Origin of the sequence: Chryseobacterium sp. JJR-5R, from assembly GCF_034047335.1 — a bacterium.
Lineage (GTDB): Bacteria > Bacteroidota > Bacteroidia > Flavobacteriales > Weeksellaceae > Chryseobacterium.
This window is the reverse complement of sequence record NZ_CP139137.1, coordinates 3,024,574-3,042,109: the sequence shown is the minus strand read 5'-3', so window position 1 is coordinate 3,042,109 and position 17,536 is coordinate 3,024,574. Positions and strand designations below refer to the sequence as shown.

Annotated in this window: 12 protein-coding genes; 5 read left to right on the top strand and 7 right to left on the bottom strand. The window is 42.0% G+C overall.

Features of this window, described 5'->3' with window-relative positions:
- Window positions 1–76: 76 nt before the first annotated feature.
- The gene (locus SD427_RS13250) at window positions 77–709 is read left to right on the top strand and encodes a 4'-phosphopantetheinyl transferase family protein (protein ID WP_320558283.1); all 633 of its coding nucleotides are present in this window, start codon (window positions 77–79) and stop codon (window positions 707–709) included.
- On the opposite strand, the gene SD427_RS13245 is transcribed toward SD427_RS13250, so the two are convergent.
- The 3 genes from SD427_RS13245 to porU all read right to left on the bottom strand — a co-directional run bounded on the left by SD427_RS13245 (window position 672) and on the right by porU (window position 8,640).
- On the bottom strand, window positions 672–2,960 hold the full coding sequence (locus SD427_RS13245) for an FUSC family protein (RefSeq protein WP_320558282.1): 2,289 nt from the start codon (window positions 2,958–2,960) through the stop codon (window positions 672–674). The genes SD427_RS13250 and SD427_RS13245 overlap by 38 nt on opposite strands.
- A 560-nt stretch (window positions 2,961–3,520) precedes the next feature.
- Window positions 3,521–4,684 carry a type IX secretion system outer membrane channel protein PorV gene (gene porV / locus SD427_RS13240; protein WP_320558281.1) on the bottom strand — a complete coding sequence of 388 codons (1,164 nt, stop codon included), beginning with the start codon at window positions 4,682–4,684 and terminating at the stop codon, window positions 3,521–3,523.
- A gap of 59 nt (window positions 4,685–4,743) precedes the next feature.
- Entirely contained in the window at window positions 4,744–8,640 is a 3,897-nt protein-coding gene (gene porU, locus SD427_RS13235; RefSeq protein WP_320558280.1) for a type IX secretion system sortase PorU, read from the bottom strand.
- Between the two features lie 163 nt (window positions 8,641–8,803).
- Here porU and gldJ point away from each other — a divergent pair, with 163 nt between their 5' ends.
- Both gldJ and SD427_RS13225 read left to right on the top strand, forming a co-directional pair.
- Window positions 8,804–10,399: a gliding motility lipoprotein GldJ gene (gldJ, locus tag SD427_RS13230; RefSeq protein ID WP_320558279.1), complete on the top strand. Its 1,596-nt coding sequence runs from the start codon at window positions 8,804–8,806 to the stop codon at window positions 10,397–10,399.
- Window positions 10,400–10,465: 66 nt separating this feature from the next.
- Complete coding sequence (locus SD427_RS13225) at window positions 10,466–11,737, top strand: UDP-N-acetylmuramoyl-tripeptide--D-alanyl-D-alanine ligase (RefSeq protein ID WP_320558278.1); 1,272 nt, start codon at window positions 10,466–10,468, stop codon at window positions 11,735–11,737.
- Here the strand turns inward: SD427_RS13225 and SD427_RS13220 are convergent.
- Window positions 11,730–12,344: an NUDIX hydrolase gene (locus SD427_RS13220; RefSeq protein ID WP_320558277.1), complete on the bottom strand. Its 615-nt coding sequence runs from the start codon at window positions 12,342–12,344 to the stop codon at window positions 11,730–11,732. The genes SD427_RS13225 and SD427_RS13220 overlap by 8 nt on opposite strands.
- Window positions 12,345–12,380: 36 nt before the next feature.
- On the opposite strand from SD427_RS13220, the gene SD427_RS13215 reads away from it, so the two are divergent.
- Window positions 12,381–12,770, top strand: a complete 390-nt coding sequence (locus SD427_RS13215; protein ID WP_320558276.1) for an SRPBCC family protein — start codon at window positions 12,381–12,383, stop codon at window positions 12,768–12,770.
- 31 nt (window positions 12,771–12,801) lie between these two features.
- Here SD427_RS13215 and SD427_RS13210 read toward each other — a convergent pair whose 3' ends face one another.
- Genes SD427_RS13210 through SD427_RS13200 form a run of 3 tightly spaced genes read right to left on the bottom strand, consistent with a single transcriptional unit; the run spans window position 12,802 to window position 15,756 of the window.
- Window positions 12,802–13,848 carry an anhydro-N-acetylmuramic acid kinase gene (locus tag SD427_RS13210; RefSeq protein WP_320558275.1) on the bottom strand — a complete coding sequence of 349 codons (1,047 nt, stop codon included), beginning with the start codon at window positions 13,846–13,848 and terminating at the stop codon, window positions 12,802–12,804.
- An 8-nt stretch (window positions 13,849–13,856) separates the two neighbouring features.
- On the bottom strand, window positions 13,857–14,456 hold the full coding sequence (lptC, locus tag SD427_RS13205) for an LPS export ABC transporter periplasmic protein LptC (RefSeq protein WP_320558274.1): 600 nt from the start codon (window positions 14,454–14,456) through the stop codon (window positions 13,857–13,859).
- Window position 14,457: 1 nt separating this feature from the next.
- On the bottom strand, window positions 14,458–15,756 hold the full coding sequence (locus SD427_RS13200; protein WP_320558273.1) for a hypothetical protein: 1,299 nt from the start codon (window positions 15,754–15,756) through the stop codon (window positions 14,458–14,460).
- Window positions 15,757–16,015: 259 nt separating this feature from the next.
- Between SD427_RS13200 and SD427_RS13195 the strand changes: the two genes are divergently transcribed.
- Window positions 16,016–17,134, top strand: a complete 1,119-nt coding sequence (locus tag SD427_RS13195; protein ID WP_320558272.1) for a DNA polymerase III subunit delta' — start codon at window positions 16,016–16,018, stop codon at window positions 17,132–17,134.
- Window positions 17,135–17,536 lie beyond the last annotated feature (402 nt).

Sequence of the window (17,536 nt, the reverse complement as noted above, 5' to 3'; positions counted from 1 at the left end):
TATATTACAGTCCGGGCTTAATTCGGCATCAGATATTACATTTCTTTTTATTAATTTTATCACCTAAAATAATCCCATGCCTCTTTACCGTGATTTTTCTGATGACAATGCCACCATCCTTATATGGAAGTATGATGAAACGGAAGAACTGGATATCCATCAGCTTTTAGAACCTGAAAATGCCGGAAAAGTAAAAGACTATCATCCGAAAAAGCTCCTGGAGGTTTTAATGGTGCGCAAACTGCTGAAAGGATTAAAGCCGGAGTCAAAAATTTTATATAAAGAGCGCGAGCCATTCCTTTCCCCGAAGAATGCGGAAATTTCCATTACCCATTCTTTTCCGTTTGCTGCTATTGCTGTCTCCAGAAATAAAATCGGGATCGATATTGAAAAATTCAATCCTAAAATCTTAAGGGTGATTGATAAGTTCACACATGAACATGAAAGAGGCTTTATCCCTCCTGACAATGAAGTGACATATTATACCATTATCTGGAGTGTGAAGGAAAGCATGTATAAAATCCACCATTCCAAGCACTGGTCCCTGAAAAAGCATTATGAAGTAAGGCCTTTTGAGCTTAAGCACCTCCGTCACATCAAATGCAGGGTGCATGACGACCGGATCTCCGATGAATTAAAGGCAAGGGTGGAATTTTTTGATGACTTCTGCTTTACGATTGTTGAGGAGCAGGCTCCAGGCCTTCTTTAAGCTCCGATTGTGACTCGCTTTTGTATTTTTCAATTACTTTTCTCTGTTCTTTGGCTACGTCATAGATCAGTTCCAGGACATCATGGATGTTTTTCAGTTCGGTAACATGGGAAATCTTGTCCGGATCCCGAAGGTCATAGCTCTCATTTTCAATCAGCTCTGTCCTTCTTTTTAGGATCAGGTCATCAAGGGAGGAATCTTCCGGCTCAATGCGGCTTTCCATATTCAGTACCTCCGTGATCTTATCGCCGTTTAAAAGGTTGGCCACTTTCTGCATTTCCGCCTCGATTTTCCGGCTCCAGCCTTCAGCATCAATCTCAGGATATTTTTCGTTATCTTTTACATATTGGGATAAAGATGCGGTATAGGCCGTGATCAGGTGTGAAGTGGCCACGAACTGATGGACCACCTCCAGTTTTTTCTGCTGGTTTTTAGGTTCGGAAATCATTCTCTGAAAGTTATCCGAAAGATTGGCCAGAGAAATAATGGCGTTTTTACGCTTTACCTTATAATCTTCCAGGTCAAAGCCTGTTTCCAGGAATTTGGAAATCACGCTCTGGAAATACAGCAAGTTAGATCCGGCAGATTTCTTCATCAGGTCCAGGTTCTGGGTGTGTTCCCATACCGGCAGCACTACATAGGCAACCAGTGAGGTAATGGCTGCGGCAATCACCGTATCCACAATCCGGTCCCTGAAAATGATATTCACATTGCCCGGGCTTAAAAAATTGAAGCTTAGGAATACATAGATGGTCATGAACAGAACTGCCCAGAAATATTTTCCCTTCAGAAAGCTGAAGCACATAATCATGCTCAGCAGAAGAATGCTGAACAACACTTCATTCACCTGGATGAAATGAAGGATGCCATAGGCAATTACAGCACCCGCAATGGTTCCGTACAGCCTCAGCAGGTTCCTTTTCTTGGTAATGGAGTAGGCCGGCTTCAGGATAGCCACGATCGTAATCAAAATCCAGTACGTATGCCCGATTCCCAGAATCTGGAACAGGGAAAACAGGTATCCTATCAGCAGGGCAATGGTAACCCTCAAAGCATGCCTGAAATGGGAGGAAGAGAAGGAAATATTATTCTTTAAAACCCTGATGTTCAGTTTTTCCTCATTCGGCATAAATTTTTTCAGGTCAAGGCCGGTGGAAAGGCTTTTGGCCAGTTTCACGTTCTGCGAGAATACCTTATAGATTTCGTTGATCTCTTTTGTGATCTCGTTGATACGCATCAGGATCTGGCGCAGGACCATGAAGTTCTCAAAATTATCAGGGGAAATGCGTTTGTTCCTGAGCTCAAAATAATGGTGGTTGAGGCTCCTCAGCTCGGTTTCGAGGTCAAAGGTAGGCCTTGCCCTGGTCCCGATCTGCAGGGAAATGCCGATGTTGGTAATTTCTTCGGCCAAAAGGTTCAGATAGTCATGCACCGTTACAAGGATTGTGGTGTCCCCGAAACTCTGCTGTAATTTCTGATAGTTGCTTTCCGAGGTCATCAGTTTTTCATGAAGGTCCATGGAATTCAGGAACATCAGCATCAGCAGACGGCTGGTGGTGGTTGATTCATTAACAATCGTCCTCGTTTTGAACACGGTTTCACGGGTTTCTTCCTGGAGATTCTTTATTTCGATCTGTTTGGCGATCACCTGGGTGGTCAGCTTATCGAAATCAGGGTTTTTCTGGTAATGATTAGCCTTTATTTTTAAAAATTCCGCCAGCTGGAGATAATTTTCCCCGATCATCTGACCGGCCAGTTTATAAGGCTGGATGGTGGTAACCACCAGGAATATAAGCAGGAACCAGGTACATCCGGAAGCAAAGATCAGCAGGCTTTTGAATATATTGGCACCTGTAAGGTGGCCGTCAATAAAGATCGCCAGCACCACCAGGGACAGGGACCCAACTGCGGCAAGCCTCTGTCCGTACACGCCGATCAGGGAAAAAAACATCCCGAAAACGATGATCTCGGCAAAAACAAGGATCTTAACATGCATCACCAAGCTGGCAATCATCGCTACAAAGACAAAGCAGATGATGGCAAAGGCCAGGGCATTTCTCCTCCGGATAAAAGGGCCCGGCTGATCGGTCAACGCCACGAAACTGGTCCCGAGCGGGAAAAGGAAATATTCTTTCAGGATCCCGAAGTGGGCAAGAACAAGACACGGCAGAACGGTAGCCAAGGTAATCCTGATGGCAGAATACACGTACTGGCTGGTTACAAATTTTTTAAGCTCTGCAGAATAGTTCATCGTACAAAAATAATTATTGAAAAATGAAAATACCGTATCTATTTTTAAATAATTTATAAATATATTATACTGGAAGATCAATTGCTTTTTATACCGGGGTTAGGTAATCAGCCCGAATCCGGAATAAAGATTGAAATAATCGAAGTCATATAAAGGTTTATTAATAAGCAAAGCCTGGGAAATACCTGTATTCCAGTTCCAACAATCTTTTTTCTGCAGATAACTACAGGGAATAAAGTCTTATCTTATCTTATTTTATTTTTTGAAGCTGTTTCCCGCTATCCATTGCAATCTTTTGTCCTGCGGGCAAAAGGATTTTCATTACTATCGGGGCTAGGATGATGGTGATGGTTCAACAGCAGGTTAATAAAACTGCAATACCGATTTGAGGGCATGTAAAGGCCTAACATTTAATCAGCGGCGGCACATACTAATACAAGACACTCAGGGTATGGAAACAAAAAAGTCCCGTACAACGGGACTTTTTAACAGTAACTGATAAAACGTTACCTTATCATTTTAATTAAAGCCGGTTACTGAACGCTCACGGCTGAAAGCTTTTAATAATCTACATTGGAAGTTTCATCACCGATGTTCCAGGTAAGCCCGAAACGAAGCGTGTTATCCAAAGCGGTATTGATTTTGGACATGTTGATCAAATAGGAAATATCAAGTCCGAATGAACGGTATTTCAATCCGATACCGGCCGTTGCAAACTGTCTTGCTCCCTGCTCCTCGCTTTCATGGAAATAACCGCCCCTCACGGCAAATGCATTGTCATAAGAATATTCCAGGGCTCCGCTGTACATGATTGAGTTCGGGTTTTTGAATGATTTTCCGATCCCGGCGATAGGGCCTACGTTCGGGATTGCATAGATCGGCTGTCTCGTATTCGGGTCATTCCCGATAAATTCAGATCCCGGAACCAGGATTTTAGAGCCTTCAACGCTTAAACCGACGCGGTTCATGTCATCAAGGTACATATCATAACCTACCCCTAATCTGGCCATTGTCGGAAGATAAGATCTTGATTCTTCATTTCCTGTATAATCCAGCTTGGGACCCACGTTCTGAATGGCAAAACCGGCGTTCAGCTTACCTTCCATGCTTCCGAGACCGGAAAACCTGGGTGAAGTATAGTATCCGGAAACATCTACCGCGAAGGAGTTGGCAGGCTTGAGCGTTGTATCTGTATTGAACCCTCCGGCTAAATCTGAACGGATGAATCTGCCGGTAACAGCTGCGGAGAAAGAATCTGAAAGCTTAAGTCCGTAAGCAACGTCGATCGAGAATTCATTTGGCTTTGAAGTACCCATGGAAGTTACTTCGTTTCCTACTAACTGCGTTAGGTCCACTTCCCCCATATTAAAATAATAGATACTCGCGGAAATAGTGGATCTTTCTTCCTGCCCTAAGAATTTATGGAACGCCCCGTATAATAAAAATACATCATTGGTAAGTTTCCCCATGTACGGCGTGTAGTTTAATCCCACGGAAGAACTTGTTCTGCTGAAAGGATATTTCGCAGCATTCCAGAATTGTGAAAAAGCATCAGGAGAGGTAACGACACCCTGGTCTCCCATACCTCCGGCTCTGGCATCCGGTGCGATTCTTAAGAAAGGAGCTCCGGTTAATACCGGTCTTACAAGGCCTAAATCTTGTGAATAGCCTAAAAAACCAGCACCTAACCCAATCCCTAAAAGCAGTTTAGTAGTTAAATTCATATGTTGTCTTTTATATATTATCAGTTTTTTATTGATATTATTATTGTTATGATCTTAAATTATTTCAAAAGTACCATTTTTTCTACAGCTGTAGCACTTCCTTTGCATTTTTCTTGATTCTGACTTTTTGCAAATATCTTAAAAATATACGTACCTTTTGCAACAGTAGCCCCAAAATCATCTCTTCCGTCCCATTCTATAGCCTGGCGCGGCGTCCTGAAGCCCTGCAGGAACGGTTCTGCCACCACCGGCTGGGATAAAGTTCTTACCAGTTTCCCTGTTATCGTATAAATCTGGACATTCACATCAAGGATATCATCACAGTTATGTTCAAAATGAATATACGTTTTGTTGGTGAAAGGGTTGGGCCAGTTCAGCGGTCTGTTGATGACCAGGTGCTGATCGGCTTCGTCCTTAACCTCAAAGTTTAACGTTGCAGTTGTTGAATTATTGTTTATATCCCAAACTTTAAACGTCAACTGGTGCTGTCCCACCGCCAGATTCCTGAAAGGGTAGGTTACATTACCCTTCTGATAATCTGCCAGGCTGGGGCTCAGACATCCGTTTCCTTCCCCTGATGCATAGAAATCATTCAGCACAACGGTATTGATAATTTGGCCGTCCAAATATACTGTAATATCATGACCGATACCAGACCCTGTGGAATTAATTCCTGTATCATCCGTAACACAGGCAAGCAGTGTTGGGTTCTGGTCTGTAATACCGCCTTCCGCAAAGTTGGTGTTGTTCATGTATAATTTTACTTTCGGCGGCTCATTGTCATTGATCCCGTTCGGGTTGATGTCACCTACCTGTACTGCCTGGTTATTGAAGACGTCTGCCGCCTTGTTATCCGCATATCCCAATATTCTTCCTTCTCCTACGGCATAATTGATGTCCTTCGGAACGTAGAATTCTACGGTAAATACCCCATTGACCGCAGTTCCCGATGCTTTTACAATGGCACTTCCTTCTTCCGTATACTGAAGGACCGGCGTAAGGCCCCCGTCATTATTCAGGGTGTTCTTATTTAATCTTTTATCAAAGATGTTGATGACAACCCTTCCGTTAAAACTGGTATTAACCGTTCCGTTCGGATTGTTGATGTGGCCTTTAACCTTTACAAAATCCAAACCTCTGATCAGTCCCGGAACCGGCGTTTCAATATTGTCAATGACCAGTAATCTTTTAGGCCTGCTCAGCTTCATTGCAGGATCGCCGAGGAAATTTACCTTTAAATGTTCTGATGAGGCGCCTCTCTGTTTCTTTGCATTCAGGTGGGCGTACCCCAATGTTTCAAAATCGTCATTGGTCAGCTTAAAAATATTCTGGGTGTAGAGGTTGGTAAAATCAATCCCGTATCCTACGTCAATGGCACGGCTCGAGGTAATCATGGTTGTAGGGCCTCCCTGTTTCAGCTTGATAAACTGTTCCCCTGCCGAAGAGGTATCCGGCTCGTCCCAAAGGGTAAATTCACAGGTGATGGTGGATACAAACGGAAACCTGCTGTATACATTAGAGAAGTTGTTGGCATTCTGAACTTCAGATAAAGTTAACACCCTTTCCTGTGCCCAGCCGTTGATCCCTCCGTGCCCGAAGTAGAAGATGTAAAGGCTGTTGCCGATATCATTGGAGATGGCCTGGTTAACCTGCGGGAATCGCTGTCCGCCTGCAGTACTCTGGGCCGCAAAAGCATCAAGATACAGTTTTCTGACGTTGTATTCTTTAAGGTTCTGGTTGTTCTGCTCAAAAACCGTAACCAGAGAATTATTCATAATCGTATGGAACGGCGTACCGGTGTCATTATCATCATCCACTACAAAATCCAGTTTCATTTTCCATTCCCCGAAAGGGGTCGACTGCCCGGCCAGGCTGTTGTAATACGCCAGGGTTTTATCAATCATATTGGCGGCTTCCGTCACATTGCCGGCAGGAAGTCTTCCTACCGGAAGATCAGGCAGGTTAGATTCTATAGACTGGTTGGTCTGTGGTTTTGTCATCACAATATAGTCATCTGTAACAAAAGACCTCACCACATCCATGGAGTTTTCACTCTGGTAGCTGGTTACTACATTTGAATTATTGGCGATCCTGTTTTTAAAATCGTAGGAAGTATCGCCTAAGATAAATACATATTTTAAAGTACCGGTCGGCGTGTTCAGTTTCGTAACAAAATCCCTTATGGCCGTAAGGTCTCTGCTCCCGCTTCCGAATTCATTATAGATCTTATCCGTATCTATAATCTGTACGTTATAATTGTTTTTCGTCTGATGGTAACTGGCCAGCCGCTGTGCCTGCCCCATCATTTCAGGAACCGTAATGATCAGGTAATCCACATTCTGTAATGCAGAAAGATTCTGGTTGTTGATTCTTCCCATAAACTGCGGACTGAAAGCTGCATCAGCCCTGAAAGCCACAAATTCATTATTGAAACTTGTATTGGCCGCTGTATAGGCAAAGTTAAACGCAGTGTTTCCGGCTGCTTTATTTACCCTTCTGTTGGCATTGGTGATGTCTGTAACATCCCAGATCTGTTCTGCAGAAGAAGCGTTGGATACACTGAACCCGTAGGTGGTATTGCTTCCGCTTATCAGTGAAAAATCCCTGAAGCTCATCTGTGTCCCGTTGAAAGTCAGGTTGTCTTTATACTGCACTTCAAAATAATCCGGATAGAAAGTCCCGTTGGGATTTACGGAAATATCAGGCTTGATGTTAAATGTGAGCTGGGTTCCGCTTATTCCTGTAACCGTACCGGAATACCTTGCAGGATAAAACTCATAGGTGGAACCCTGATCAGGCTGGGGAACAATCTGTGTGGCCGAATTCTGATTATTGATATTGAAAGTAATGGTATTCTTCTGGGATTTATAGCCGATTACCTGGCCTCTGTACCGGATCACGTCGCCGCCCTGAATTGGGGTAGCCGTCGTGAAGGTAACCGTTTTATCAGTGATAAAAGGGGTGTCCTCAACCCAGGTTCTTCCTACCTTCATCAGGTTTTTCTGGTCATTGTTGATAAACTGGTAATTGTCATATCTCGTGATCAGCGGCGTAGAAGGTAAATTTACATCCACAGGCAGAACCCTTTTGCCGGGGCCTTTATCAAAATTGATATAGTAATATGAATAATCTTCGTATATATTTTTTACGTGCTCAGTGGTATCATTCCGGGTATCCGTTCTCTTAAAACCGTTCCCGTTCGAATTATTATAAAGATTATAGCCGTTCGGCCCCTGGGCATAAAACAGGGCATAGTCATTATCATTCCACACGCCGTCGTCTTCTCCTACCACCTGAATGGCATTTTCCTGAAGCGCGCTGTATTTGGTATCCTGGTTATGTTCAGGAAGCATGATGCCTCCGTTTCCGTAAATTCTGAAATTTTTAGGATTTACGGAAGAAGGGTTAATACCGTTATCCTGCAGAAACTGTCGGGTAATCCTGAAAATCCCGGATTTGTCTACCCTTATTTTATAGAAGTTCCCGGTTGAAAGGGGGTTGTTAGTGGTGCCTATCTTTAAAGTGCTGCCCGTATTGATCGGGAGATTGGTATCTGAAATTTCAAAAGAAGACAATCTCTGAACCTGTCCCTTTACTTTTTTGAACAGGGATACATTGATGCTTGCATAACTTTCCCCTTCAAGGTAATAATATACTGCATCTTTAACCTCATATTCAGGAAGAAGGTCTTTGCTCATGCTGAACAGATCTCGTGGCGAAACATTTTCCCATACCGGATTAGAAACTTTTACCTGCTTTTCCCCGATCTGTTGTTTGGTTGTTATAAAAATGTTATTTTGGCTGAATGAAAATCCTTCATTTTTGAAATTAGGAAGATTCAATTTCGTGTCGCCGTAGTCCCGGATTTTGGAGCCATCCCAGTCAATGGTGATTCTTTGAGCCCAGAGTGTTGATACAAAGCTTATTAGGAATAAAATCGAGATTTTTTGTTTCATACTGATGATTGAAATTTCTGAATTACAAAATAAATGAAAATTTATAATTAAATTGTGATACAATAAAATTAATTTGTTAACGTTTTTCAAAAAAATCAAATGTTTACTTGATTTATTGAATAATTTATTTTTTCTTTGTACTTTGAAAATATTTATATCGACTATGAAAAAACTAAAGTTGTTTTCATTAATAGCATTAAGTTCTACACTTGCATTAACCAGTTGCGGAGGATCTAACAATGGTGGCGGAACTAAAAAGTTTGTCAGCAAAACAGGTTGGAAACCAAACGAAAAACAAGGTTGGTTTTTTGCAGGAAAGCAACAAAAGCAGAAAGGGTGGCCGGGAATGGTATATGTAGAAGGTGGAACTTTTACGATGGGATTAGTGAAAGATGATGTTATGCACGATTGGAATAACTCGCCACGCAGAATGCAGGTAAGTTCTTTCTTTATCGGGGAAACTGAAATTACTAACTACGAATACCGCGAATACCTGACATGGTTGAAGTATGTATTCCCTCCAAGCGATCCGAGCTTTAAGGAAATTTATAACGGCGCACTGCCGGATACCTTATTGTGGGACAACAAACTATCCAGAAATGATTACAACGAGACGTATTTCCGTTCTCCGGAGTTTGATTATTATCCTGTAGTAGGGGTATCATGGACTCAGGCTAACAGATACTGCGAATGGCTGTCAGACAGAGCTAATGAGAAAGCTTTAATGCAGGCGGGTATCATTGCCAAAGATTTATACATCAACGAATCCAACAACCAGGGCGGAACAGCATTCAATATGGATAAATTCAAATCGAATGATCCTGAGATGCAGGGCTACATCAATGAGAAAAGAATGCAGCAGAAGTCCGGTATGAAAACAACCAACCAGAGACTTTTGTCTGCCAACAGGGCTCCGGGTTCTGCAATGGTTCAGAAATTCAGGCTTCCTACCGAAGTAGAATGGGAATATGCAGCTCTAGGCCTTGCCAAAAACAGAGAATATAACAGATACCTAGGCAAAGAACCTCAGATTGAACAGTTGAGAGGTACCAAAGGAAGAAACCGAGGAATGTTCCTTGAAAACTTCAAAATGGGAGCCGGTGACTATTCCGGGATCGCAGGATGGAAAAATGACGGAGCAGCACAAACTTCAGACGTAAGACAGTTCCCTTCCAACGATTTAGGAATTTACGGAATGTACGGAAACGTTTCAGAATGGACGGCGGACGTATACAGACCGATCATTGATGATGATTTCAGTGATTTTAATTACTACAGAGGAAATATGCCTCAGGCTGTTGTAAGAAACGGGGACGGAACTTACAAGATGGTAGACGAGAGCAGCATTAAATATGATACGCTGGCAGACGGAAGGCTGGTTTACAGAAACCTGCCGGGTCAGTTTGAAAGAGAAACCATTGCAGATTACAGAAACTACAGAGACGGAGACAGAATGTCTTCTCTGGATTACAGAAGTGCATCTGATTCCGCTAATTCATACGATATGTACAATGCACCTAAATCAAGGTTTATTGTAGATGCAGGCGGAAAAGTAATCTTGCAGAAAGACAGAAAAGAAAGAACATCTGAAATTACCAATGATATCAGGGTTGTAAAAGGCGGTTCTTGGCAGGATACGGCATATTGGCTGGATCCGGGACAAAGAAGATACAAGAGCCAGGACAGAGCTTACGGATGGATTGGATTCCGTGTAGCCCAGGATGCCAGAGCAAACGATAAGAATAGAACAAGAAGATAAATAATATTATCAAAATAATTTTCAAAAACCTTCCGGAATTCTGGAAGGTTTTTTTATTTTTGACCCATGAATACAGAACAGTTTTACCCTTTGTTTTTACAATCCGGAAACATAACGATAGACAGCAGGAAAATTGAAAAAAACGATATCTTTTTTGCCTTTTCAGGCGATAATTTCAATGCTGCTGCGTTTGCGGATGAAGCTATATCCAAAGGGGCCCTGGCTGTAATTGTAGAGCATCAGGATTTTGAAAATACGGCTGAAAATATCTTCTATGTCCGGTCCACCTTGGAGTTTCTTCAGGAACTTGCGGTTTATCACAGAAAGCAGCTTCAGATTCCTGTGATCGGGCTTACCGGAAGCAACGGAAAAACCACAACCAAAGAATTGATTCATGCAGTTTTGTCTGAAAAATTCAGTGTCCAGTATACCTCAGGAAATCTGAATAACCATATCGGGGTTCCCCTGACCATTCTTTCCATCAGGTCCGGACATGAGATGGCCGTTATTGAAATGGGAGCCAACCATCAGAGGGAAATTGAACTGCTCTGTTCCATTTCACAGCCGGATTTCGGGTACATTACCAATTTCGGGAAAGCACACCTGGAAGGCTTCGGCGGATTTGAAGGGGTTATAAAGGGGAAATCCGAACTGTATGACTATCTCATTAGCCACCAGCGGACCATTGTTGTCAATGAAAATGACCCGGTGCAGGCAGAAAAAACAAAAGGCTATTCCCCGACGGTTACTTTCGGGAAAGACACTTCGGATTACCGGTTTGAACTGGTTTCGGAGGATCATTTTGTAGGGCTGGAATATCAGGATATAAAAGCCGTATCAAAGCTGACCGGCGAATACAACTTTACCAATCTCTGTGCAGCAGCAAGCCTGGGCCTCCACTTCGGAATTGATTTTGAAAACATTAAAAAAGCCATTGAACACTATACGCCAACCAATATGCGCTCCCAGGTGGTGAAAAAAGAAGGGCGTACCTTGGTATTGGATACTTATAATGCCAATCCCAGTTCAATGATTGCTTCACTGGATAACTTTATCACTTTCGAAGGCTCAAAAACCATTATTATCGGTGATATGCTTGAGCTTGGGGAAGAAAGCGGAAAAGAGCACGAGAACATTCTTAATTATGCCAGAGGGCTCGGTTTTAACCAGATTATTACGGTCGGAAAAAACTTCAGGCAGACCAATTCATCAGCAACCGCTTTTGAAAGTACAGCGGAGCTGACAGAATACCTGAAGCTGAATGGCATCCGTTCTGAAAATATTTTATTGAAAGGTTCCAGAGGGATTGCTTTGGAAAAATCAATCGATTTTATTTAGTTTTCCGGGTATCCCAGAATTCTTTGATGATCAGTTTGATGTTTTTAAACGTGCTTGGAAATACTTCATCTTCAATCTGAGCAGTGTTTTTCCAGGCCACTTCGGTAATCCCTTCTTCAGTCTGCGGTTTTGAAGTATCCTCGCCGCTGAAATTCATTTCAAACCAGTGCGTGCATTTCAGGACTTTGTCACCGTTTCTTTCTACATAAATGTGAAAAGTAGTATTGATGAACCGGACCAGTTCCACATCACGGAGCCCTGTCTCTTCCTCAATTTCCCTCACGGCAGATTCTTCGCGGGATTCGCCTTTTTCCATTTTGCCTTTCGGAAGGTCCCATTTCCCCAGTCTCTTGATGAAAAGCGTTTCACCGTCAGGGTTGTTCACCACGCCGCCGGCAGCTTCGATAATCCTGAAAAGGCTCCGGAACTCTGCCCAGATCCCGTCAATGTCCTCTCCGAATACATTTAATTCTTTTACAGATGTATTTTCAAGCAGGTCCAGCGCAATCTCTAAAGTCATGGCGTTTTCATATCCAATCGTCTTTTCGAGATTTTCAGACTGCTTAGACAGTAATAATTTTTTTTCGTTCACAAAAACTTTATACATTTGTAATAATTAAGAATTTAAATACAAAAATAAAAAATGAATTTAGAAGGACGAAAGATTATTGTCAATAAATCATCTAAAGAATTGGTAGAACTCCTGAAATCCCCGGAAAACTATAAAAATTTCATGCCGGACGGTCTTCAGAAGTTTGAAACAAGAGAAGACGGATTTAAATTCGGATTACAGGGAATGCCGGAAATTGCTTTAAAAATAGATGAGGTCACTGATGAAAAGGCCGTTTTGACATCAGCAAGTTCAAGCCTTGACTTTTCATTGACGGCCACAATAAAGCCGCTTAGCGAAAACCAGACGGAAGTACAGATGCTTTTTGAAGGGAAGTTCAATCCGTTTATCAAAATGATGGTGGAAAAGCCGCTCCAGAACTTTATCAATACCTTAACGGATAAGATCGAAGCTTATAAATAATACCGCAAACCTTCAGCACTGAAGGTTTTTTTTATGCAGTAACGCCTGAGCTGTGGTCATGCAGGCTTCCGGTTGCAGAAGAAAGCACATTGATTTCACTATTCAGCTTTAAAACACCCATCAAAGCAAATATCAGGGCTTCTTTATACTCAATGATCTGTGTTCCGGGAATAATAATTTCAGTGGCTGTCCGGGATCTTATTTTTTCAATTAAATAACGGTTGTAGGTTCCGCCCCCGGTAAATAATACGTCTTTCAGCCTGTACCTGTTAAAAACATCTGCAATCTGTACGGCAGCATGTTCCGTAAAAGTGGCCAGTGCATCAGGTATTTCAATGTTTTCCAGTAAAGGGAAAATATGTTCATTGCACCATTCAATACCTAAGGATTTGGGATGAGGCTGCCGGTAGAAAGGAAGGGCATTCAATTGCGTTAATAATTTTTTGTCAATATTTCCGGATCTGGCCAGGTCACCGTTTTCATCGAAACTTTTACCCAGAGCCTTTGCCAGCAGGTTCAGTACAATATTCACCGGAGCAATATCAAAAGCAATCCTCTGATCATTGATATTTAAAGAAATATTGGAAAACCCGCCGAGATTCAGGCAGGCATCATACCGGGAGAACAGCAGCTGGTCGCCAATCGGCACCAACGGCGCGCCGTTTCCGCCCATCAGCACATCCTGGCTTCTGAAATCATAGATAACAGGCAGGCCGGTTTCTAATTTAACGGCTCTTCCGTCGCCGATCTGTAAGGTGAATTTTCTTTTCGGCTGGTGAAAAACGGTATGGCCGTGTGAAGCAATAAGATCTATGTGCCGGATCCGGTATTTTTTAATAAAGGTATTTACTGCCTGCCCCAGATAGAAGCCATATTCCGAATGCAGCTCCAAAAGCTGTTCCGCCGAAAGATGGATGGAACCTCTCAGCTTTTTTTCCCACTCAGCAGGATAGGGAAGGGTTTCGGCTTTTATAATCTCGAAATTCCATGACGCACCTTCTTTCCCAAACCTGGCAAAGCAGATATCCAGACCGTCTAAACTTGTTCCGGACATCAGCCCGATTGCATGGAAGGTCATAAACAGAATTATTTCTTGTTTTCAGATAATTTGTTGGTGGTGAAGTCTCCGGAATTCTGGTAGAACACATACTCCGAGAAATCGTCTTTTGCCGTCATTCCGTGGGCACCGATCAGCGTGGAGCCGTCTTCCATGGTTACATAAACCGTATCTTTGGTGTAGATCCGTTTTTTACGCTGGTCCCAGAAAACGCTCTGCATGGCAAACCGCTGGTTTTCATTCGTAGTAATCCGCACATTGCCGCGGGCTTCGTAAAATTGCTTGTAATCGTAAAACTTTGCATATTTCGCTTTGATGGTTCCGGGAACTTTCGGTTTCTTCTTGTCAAAAAACTGAATATCGATTCCTCTTTTAGCTACAGTGTACGGGCTGTCGATCAGCTCATATTTTTCAATAATCGGTGCTTTGGCCCGCATGGTGACAAAACCGGAATCCCTCTGGATAATATTGGCGTTATTGATGATCTGCGAAGGGAAATTTTTACTCTGTTTGCCTGCATTTTTGGTAAGGTCTTCCTCACAGGAAGTAATGATAAAAAATATAGCACAACTAAAAAGGCATGCTATATTTTTTTGATATGATAATGATATGTTTCTGAAAAACAACATCTTAGTTATATAAAGTCTTTCTGAACCACTTATCCGCAAAATTAAAGCCGACTTTCAGGTTGATGTAGTTCTGATTAATCAGGTTGTTTTTAAGCGTCCCTCTTTTTCCCAGTTCAACACCGATTTCAAGTCCGCTCATCCTTGTAATGCTGCTGGTTTTAAACGGCAGAAGCACACCTCCGGAAATCCCGAATTTATTGATGCTCTGTCCGGCCAGCTTTAAGCTTCCTTTTTCATAGAAAGCACCGTACCGGTAAACGATTCTTGACAAATAGTTCCTGAAGTTATTATAATTCGGTAAATACCATCCTCCGGCAGAAATCCTGTAAGAATCCTGGAGATCTAAAGTATTACCGAAATAAGCAATGCTTTCTCCTTTCTTATAATCTCCCTGTACAGATAAGAACCAGTTGTTTTCTTCACCGTATCCTACACCAATGGAAGCCTGCAGAGGCAAAAGGCTTTTAGAACTTGTGCTTTGCCGCTCGATGACGCTTTCATTGCTTTTGGTCGTCTGTGCTGCATCCGCATAGAAATACGTGCTGTTTACATAATCGGTAGTCATGTTACTCGTATTCCCGAATGTGGTGGTAGCACCCATCGTGAACTTTCTGTCTGTGCTGGTATTCAGGTTCTGGTAGCTTGCACCTAATGTAAAATTAAAATTCCTGATGCTGTTTTTGGTTTCGTATCCGTTGATCAGTTCGGCATCTGATTGTGCCAGTTCATTAAGGTCATACAGATTTCCGAAATAGTAATTGGCTCTGGCACCGACTGCCAGTTTATCATTTACTTTATAGCCTAGAGCAATCTGGGCGGTGTTTATTGTTCCGCTTCCTCTGAACCTGTTGAATCTGTTAGCATACAATACGCCACTTTCATCTCTAAGCTCATCCGTATGTACAATCTCATAGCTCTTTGAGCTGTACGGCTGATAGGAAAGACCCATTTTCAGCTTCGGAGACAGAGGGAATGCCAGTGAAATATTGGATAAATACGTAGAATGTTTGGTAGACTTCGTATTGTTATAATCGGTCTTAAAGTAATTGTTTTCATTCGTTGCTTCCAATTTGATGCTGGTAAGGTCGAAATTAGCATTGTTTGCAGGGTTTGCAAAGTTGAAATTACTTGTAAAATCACTTATAAAAGCAGTTGATATACCTCCCATTGAGGTGGTTTCAATCGTATTATCATATTTTACATCCCCGATTCCGTAAGTCGCGTATGGTGAATTGCTTATATTCTGCGCATTAAGGAAATACCCAACTGATATAAATGATAGTACAAAGATTTTTTTCATTCTTTATTTTTAAAATAATGCGCAAATATCTTAAATATTAATGAATTGTAAAAATTATAAGAGGTTAAAGTTTGTTAAGGGTGAAATATAGCTACAGGCTGATTATCAATCCGCTTTGCTTACAGTGATTTACATGAAAATATCCGGCTGCTGACGGTTTGTTGACTTTTAGCCCGATCCGTAAAAATGCAGTTTTCCTTCCATGTAAAATTCATATTCCGCAAACTTCAGCTTTCACAAATTTCTTTATCTTTGAACCATGAATTGGGAGAACATAGCCGGACAGGAAAATCTGAAAAAACTTCTGAAGGAAAGTATTGCCGAAAACAGGGTAAGCCATGCCCAGCTTTTTGTAGGAAAGGAAGGCTACGGTACACTGCCCGTGGTTCTGGCCTATGCAAAGGAAGTACTGAGCCGCGAGAATGAACAGGCGGCCTCAAAAGTGGAACACCTGAACCATCTGGATTTACATTTCAGCTTTCCGGTTTTTACGGATAACAAAAATTCCTTAAGCAAAAGTAAATTTGAGGATTTCAGGGAAATGGTCTTAAATTTTCCTTACGCCAGCTATCACGACTGGACTGCTTTCCTGGAGTCGGAAAACAAACAGCTTTTCATCTCTGCCGATGAAATTGATGACCAGAACCAGAAGTTCGCTCTGAAAAGCTTTGAAGGCGGAACCAAGATCCTTATTGTCTGGAGAGCCGATAAAATGAATACGGCAGCCTCCAATAAATTCCTGAAATTTTTAGAAGAACCTCCTGCGAAAACAGTCATCCTTTTAACCGCCGAATCTACCAATGACATGCTCCCGACCATTCTTTCCAGGACGCAGATCGTGGGAGTTCCCAGGATTGATGATGAAGACATAGAAGCGTATCTTAAAAAAAACTTTAATGTTCCCGATGTGGCTTTGGGTGAGATTATCCATCAGGCTCAGGGAAACCTGAATGATGCCATCCGGTTTTTAAAATCCGGGAATAAGAGTGATGAATTCGAGAAGCTTTTTATCCAGTGGGTGCGTGATGCCTTCATGGTGAAAAAAAAGCCCGCGTTCTTAAAAAATATCATTTTATGGGCTAGGGAAATCGCCGGATGGAACCGCGAGAAGCAAAAATCGTTTTTAAACTACTGCTCAGAGATTTTCAGGCTTGCTCTGCTGCAGAATTATCAGTCTGAAGGTCTGGTCTACAAAAAGATCGATGCCAACGGCTTCAACTGGGCCGGCTTTTCAAAATTCATCAGCGGAGCCAATATTGAAAGCATCCTGGAAGAAATAAGCACAGCGGATCTGCACCTGACGAGAAACGGAAATCCTAAGATCATCTGGACCGACCTGGGAATCAAGTTATCAAGGTATATCCATAAAAATTCATAAAGGGTTCAGAAAATCAGCAGGAATATTAAAGCTGCCGCAGGTTGATCAATGGTAAAATTTATTTTTATTCCCATGCCTTTCAAAATATTTTAGAGATTTGTCAGGACTCTATGTTTTTGATGTCATAACCGACAACTGATCGGTTTTGCAGGTTTTCTTTTTTTTCTCTGAAAACACGGTAAACACATCCTGTTCCGTTTTAACTGTATTCCCGATATCTTTAAGACTGATCTGTTTAAAGTTATTTCCCATAGATGATGAGGATCCTACGGATCTTTATGTGCATTTATTTTATCTGCTGCATCTGAAGAATCAGCGGGAATATATCTGGAAAATCAAACTTTAAGAGATTTAAATATTACAGTGCCGGAACTTTTCCTTTAATCAGTTTCAATCTTTTTT

Bases quoted from the DNA above. Each gene is read 5' to 3' on its own strand.
- SD427_RS13250 (WP_320558283.1), top strand. From the start codon at position 77: ATGCCTCTTTACCGTGATTTTTCTGATGACAATGCCACCATCCTTATA.
- SD427_RS13245 (WP_320558282.1), bottom strand. From the start codon at position 2,960: ATGAACTATTCTGCAGAGCTTAAAAAATTTGTAACCAGCCAGTACGTG.
- porV (WP_320558281.1), bottom strand. From the start codon at position 4,684: ATGAATTTAACTACTAAACTGCTTTTAGGGATTGGGTTAGGTGCTGGT.
- porU (WP_320558280.1), bottom strand. From the start codon at position 8,640: ATGAAACAAAAAATCTCGATTTTATTCCTAATAAGCTTTGTATCAACA.
- gldJ (WP_320558279.1), top strand. From the start codon at position 8,804: ATGAAAAAACTAAAGTTGTTTTCATTAATAGCATTAAGTTCTACACTT.
- SD427_RS13225 (WP_320558278.1), top strand. From the start codon at position 10,466: ATGAATACAGAACAGTTTTACCCTTTGTTTTTACAATCCGGAAACATA.
- SD427_RS13220 (WP_320558277.1), bottom strand. From the start codon at position 12,344: ATGTATAAAGTTTTTGTGAACGAAAAAAAATTATTACTGTCTAAGCAG.
- SD427_RS13215 (WP_320558276.1), top strand. From the start codon at position 12,381: ATGAATTTAGAAGGACGAAAGATTATTGTCAATAAATCATCTAAAGAA.
- SD427_RS13210 (WP_320558275.1), bottom strand. From the start codon at position 13,848: ATGACCTTCCATGCAATCGGGCTGATGTCCGGAACAAGTTTAGACGGT.
- lptC (WP_320558274.1), bottom strand. From the start codon at position 14,456: ATGTTGTTTTTCAGAAACATATCATTATCATATCAAAAAAATATAGCA.
- SD427_RS13200 (WP_320558273.1), bottom strand. From the start codon at position 15,756: ATGAAAAAAATCTTTGTACTATCATTTATATCAGTTGGGTATTTCCTT.
- SD427_RS13195 (WP_320558272.1), top strand. From the start codon at position 16,016: ATGAATTGGGAGAACATAGCCGGACAGGAAAATCTGAAAAAACTTCTG.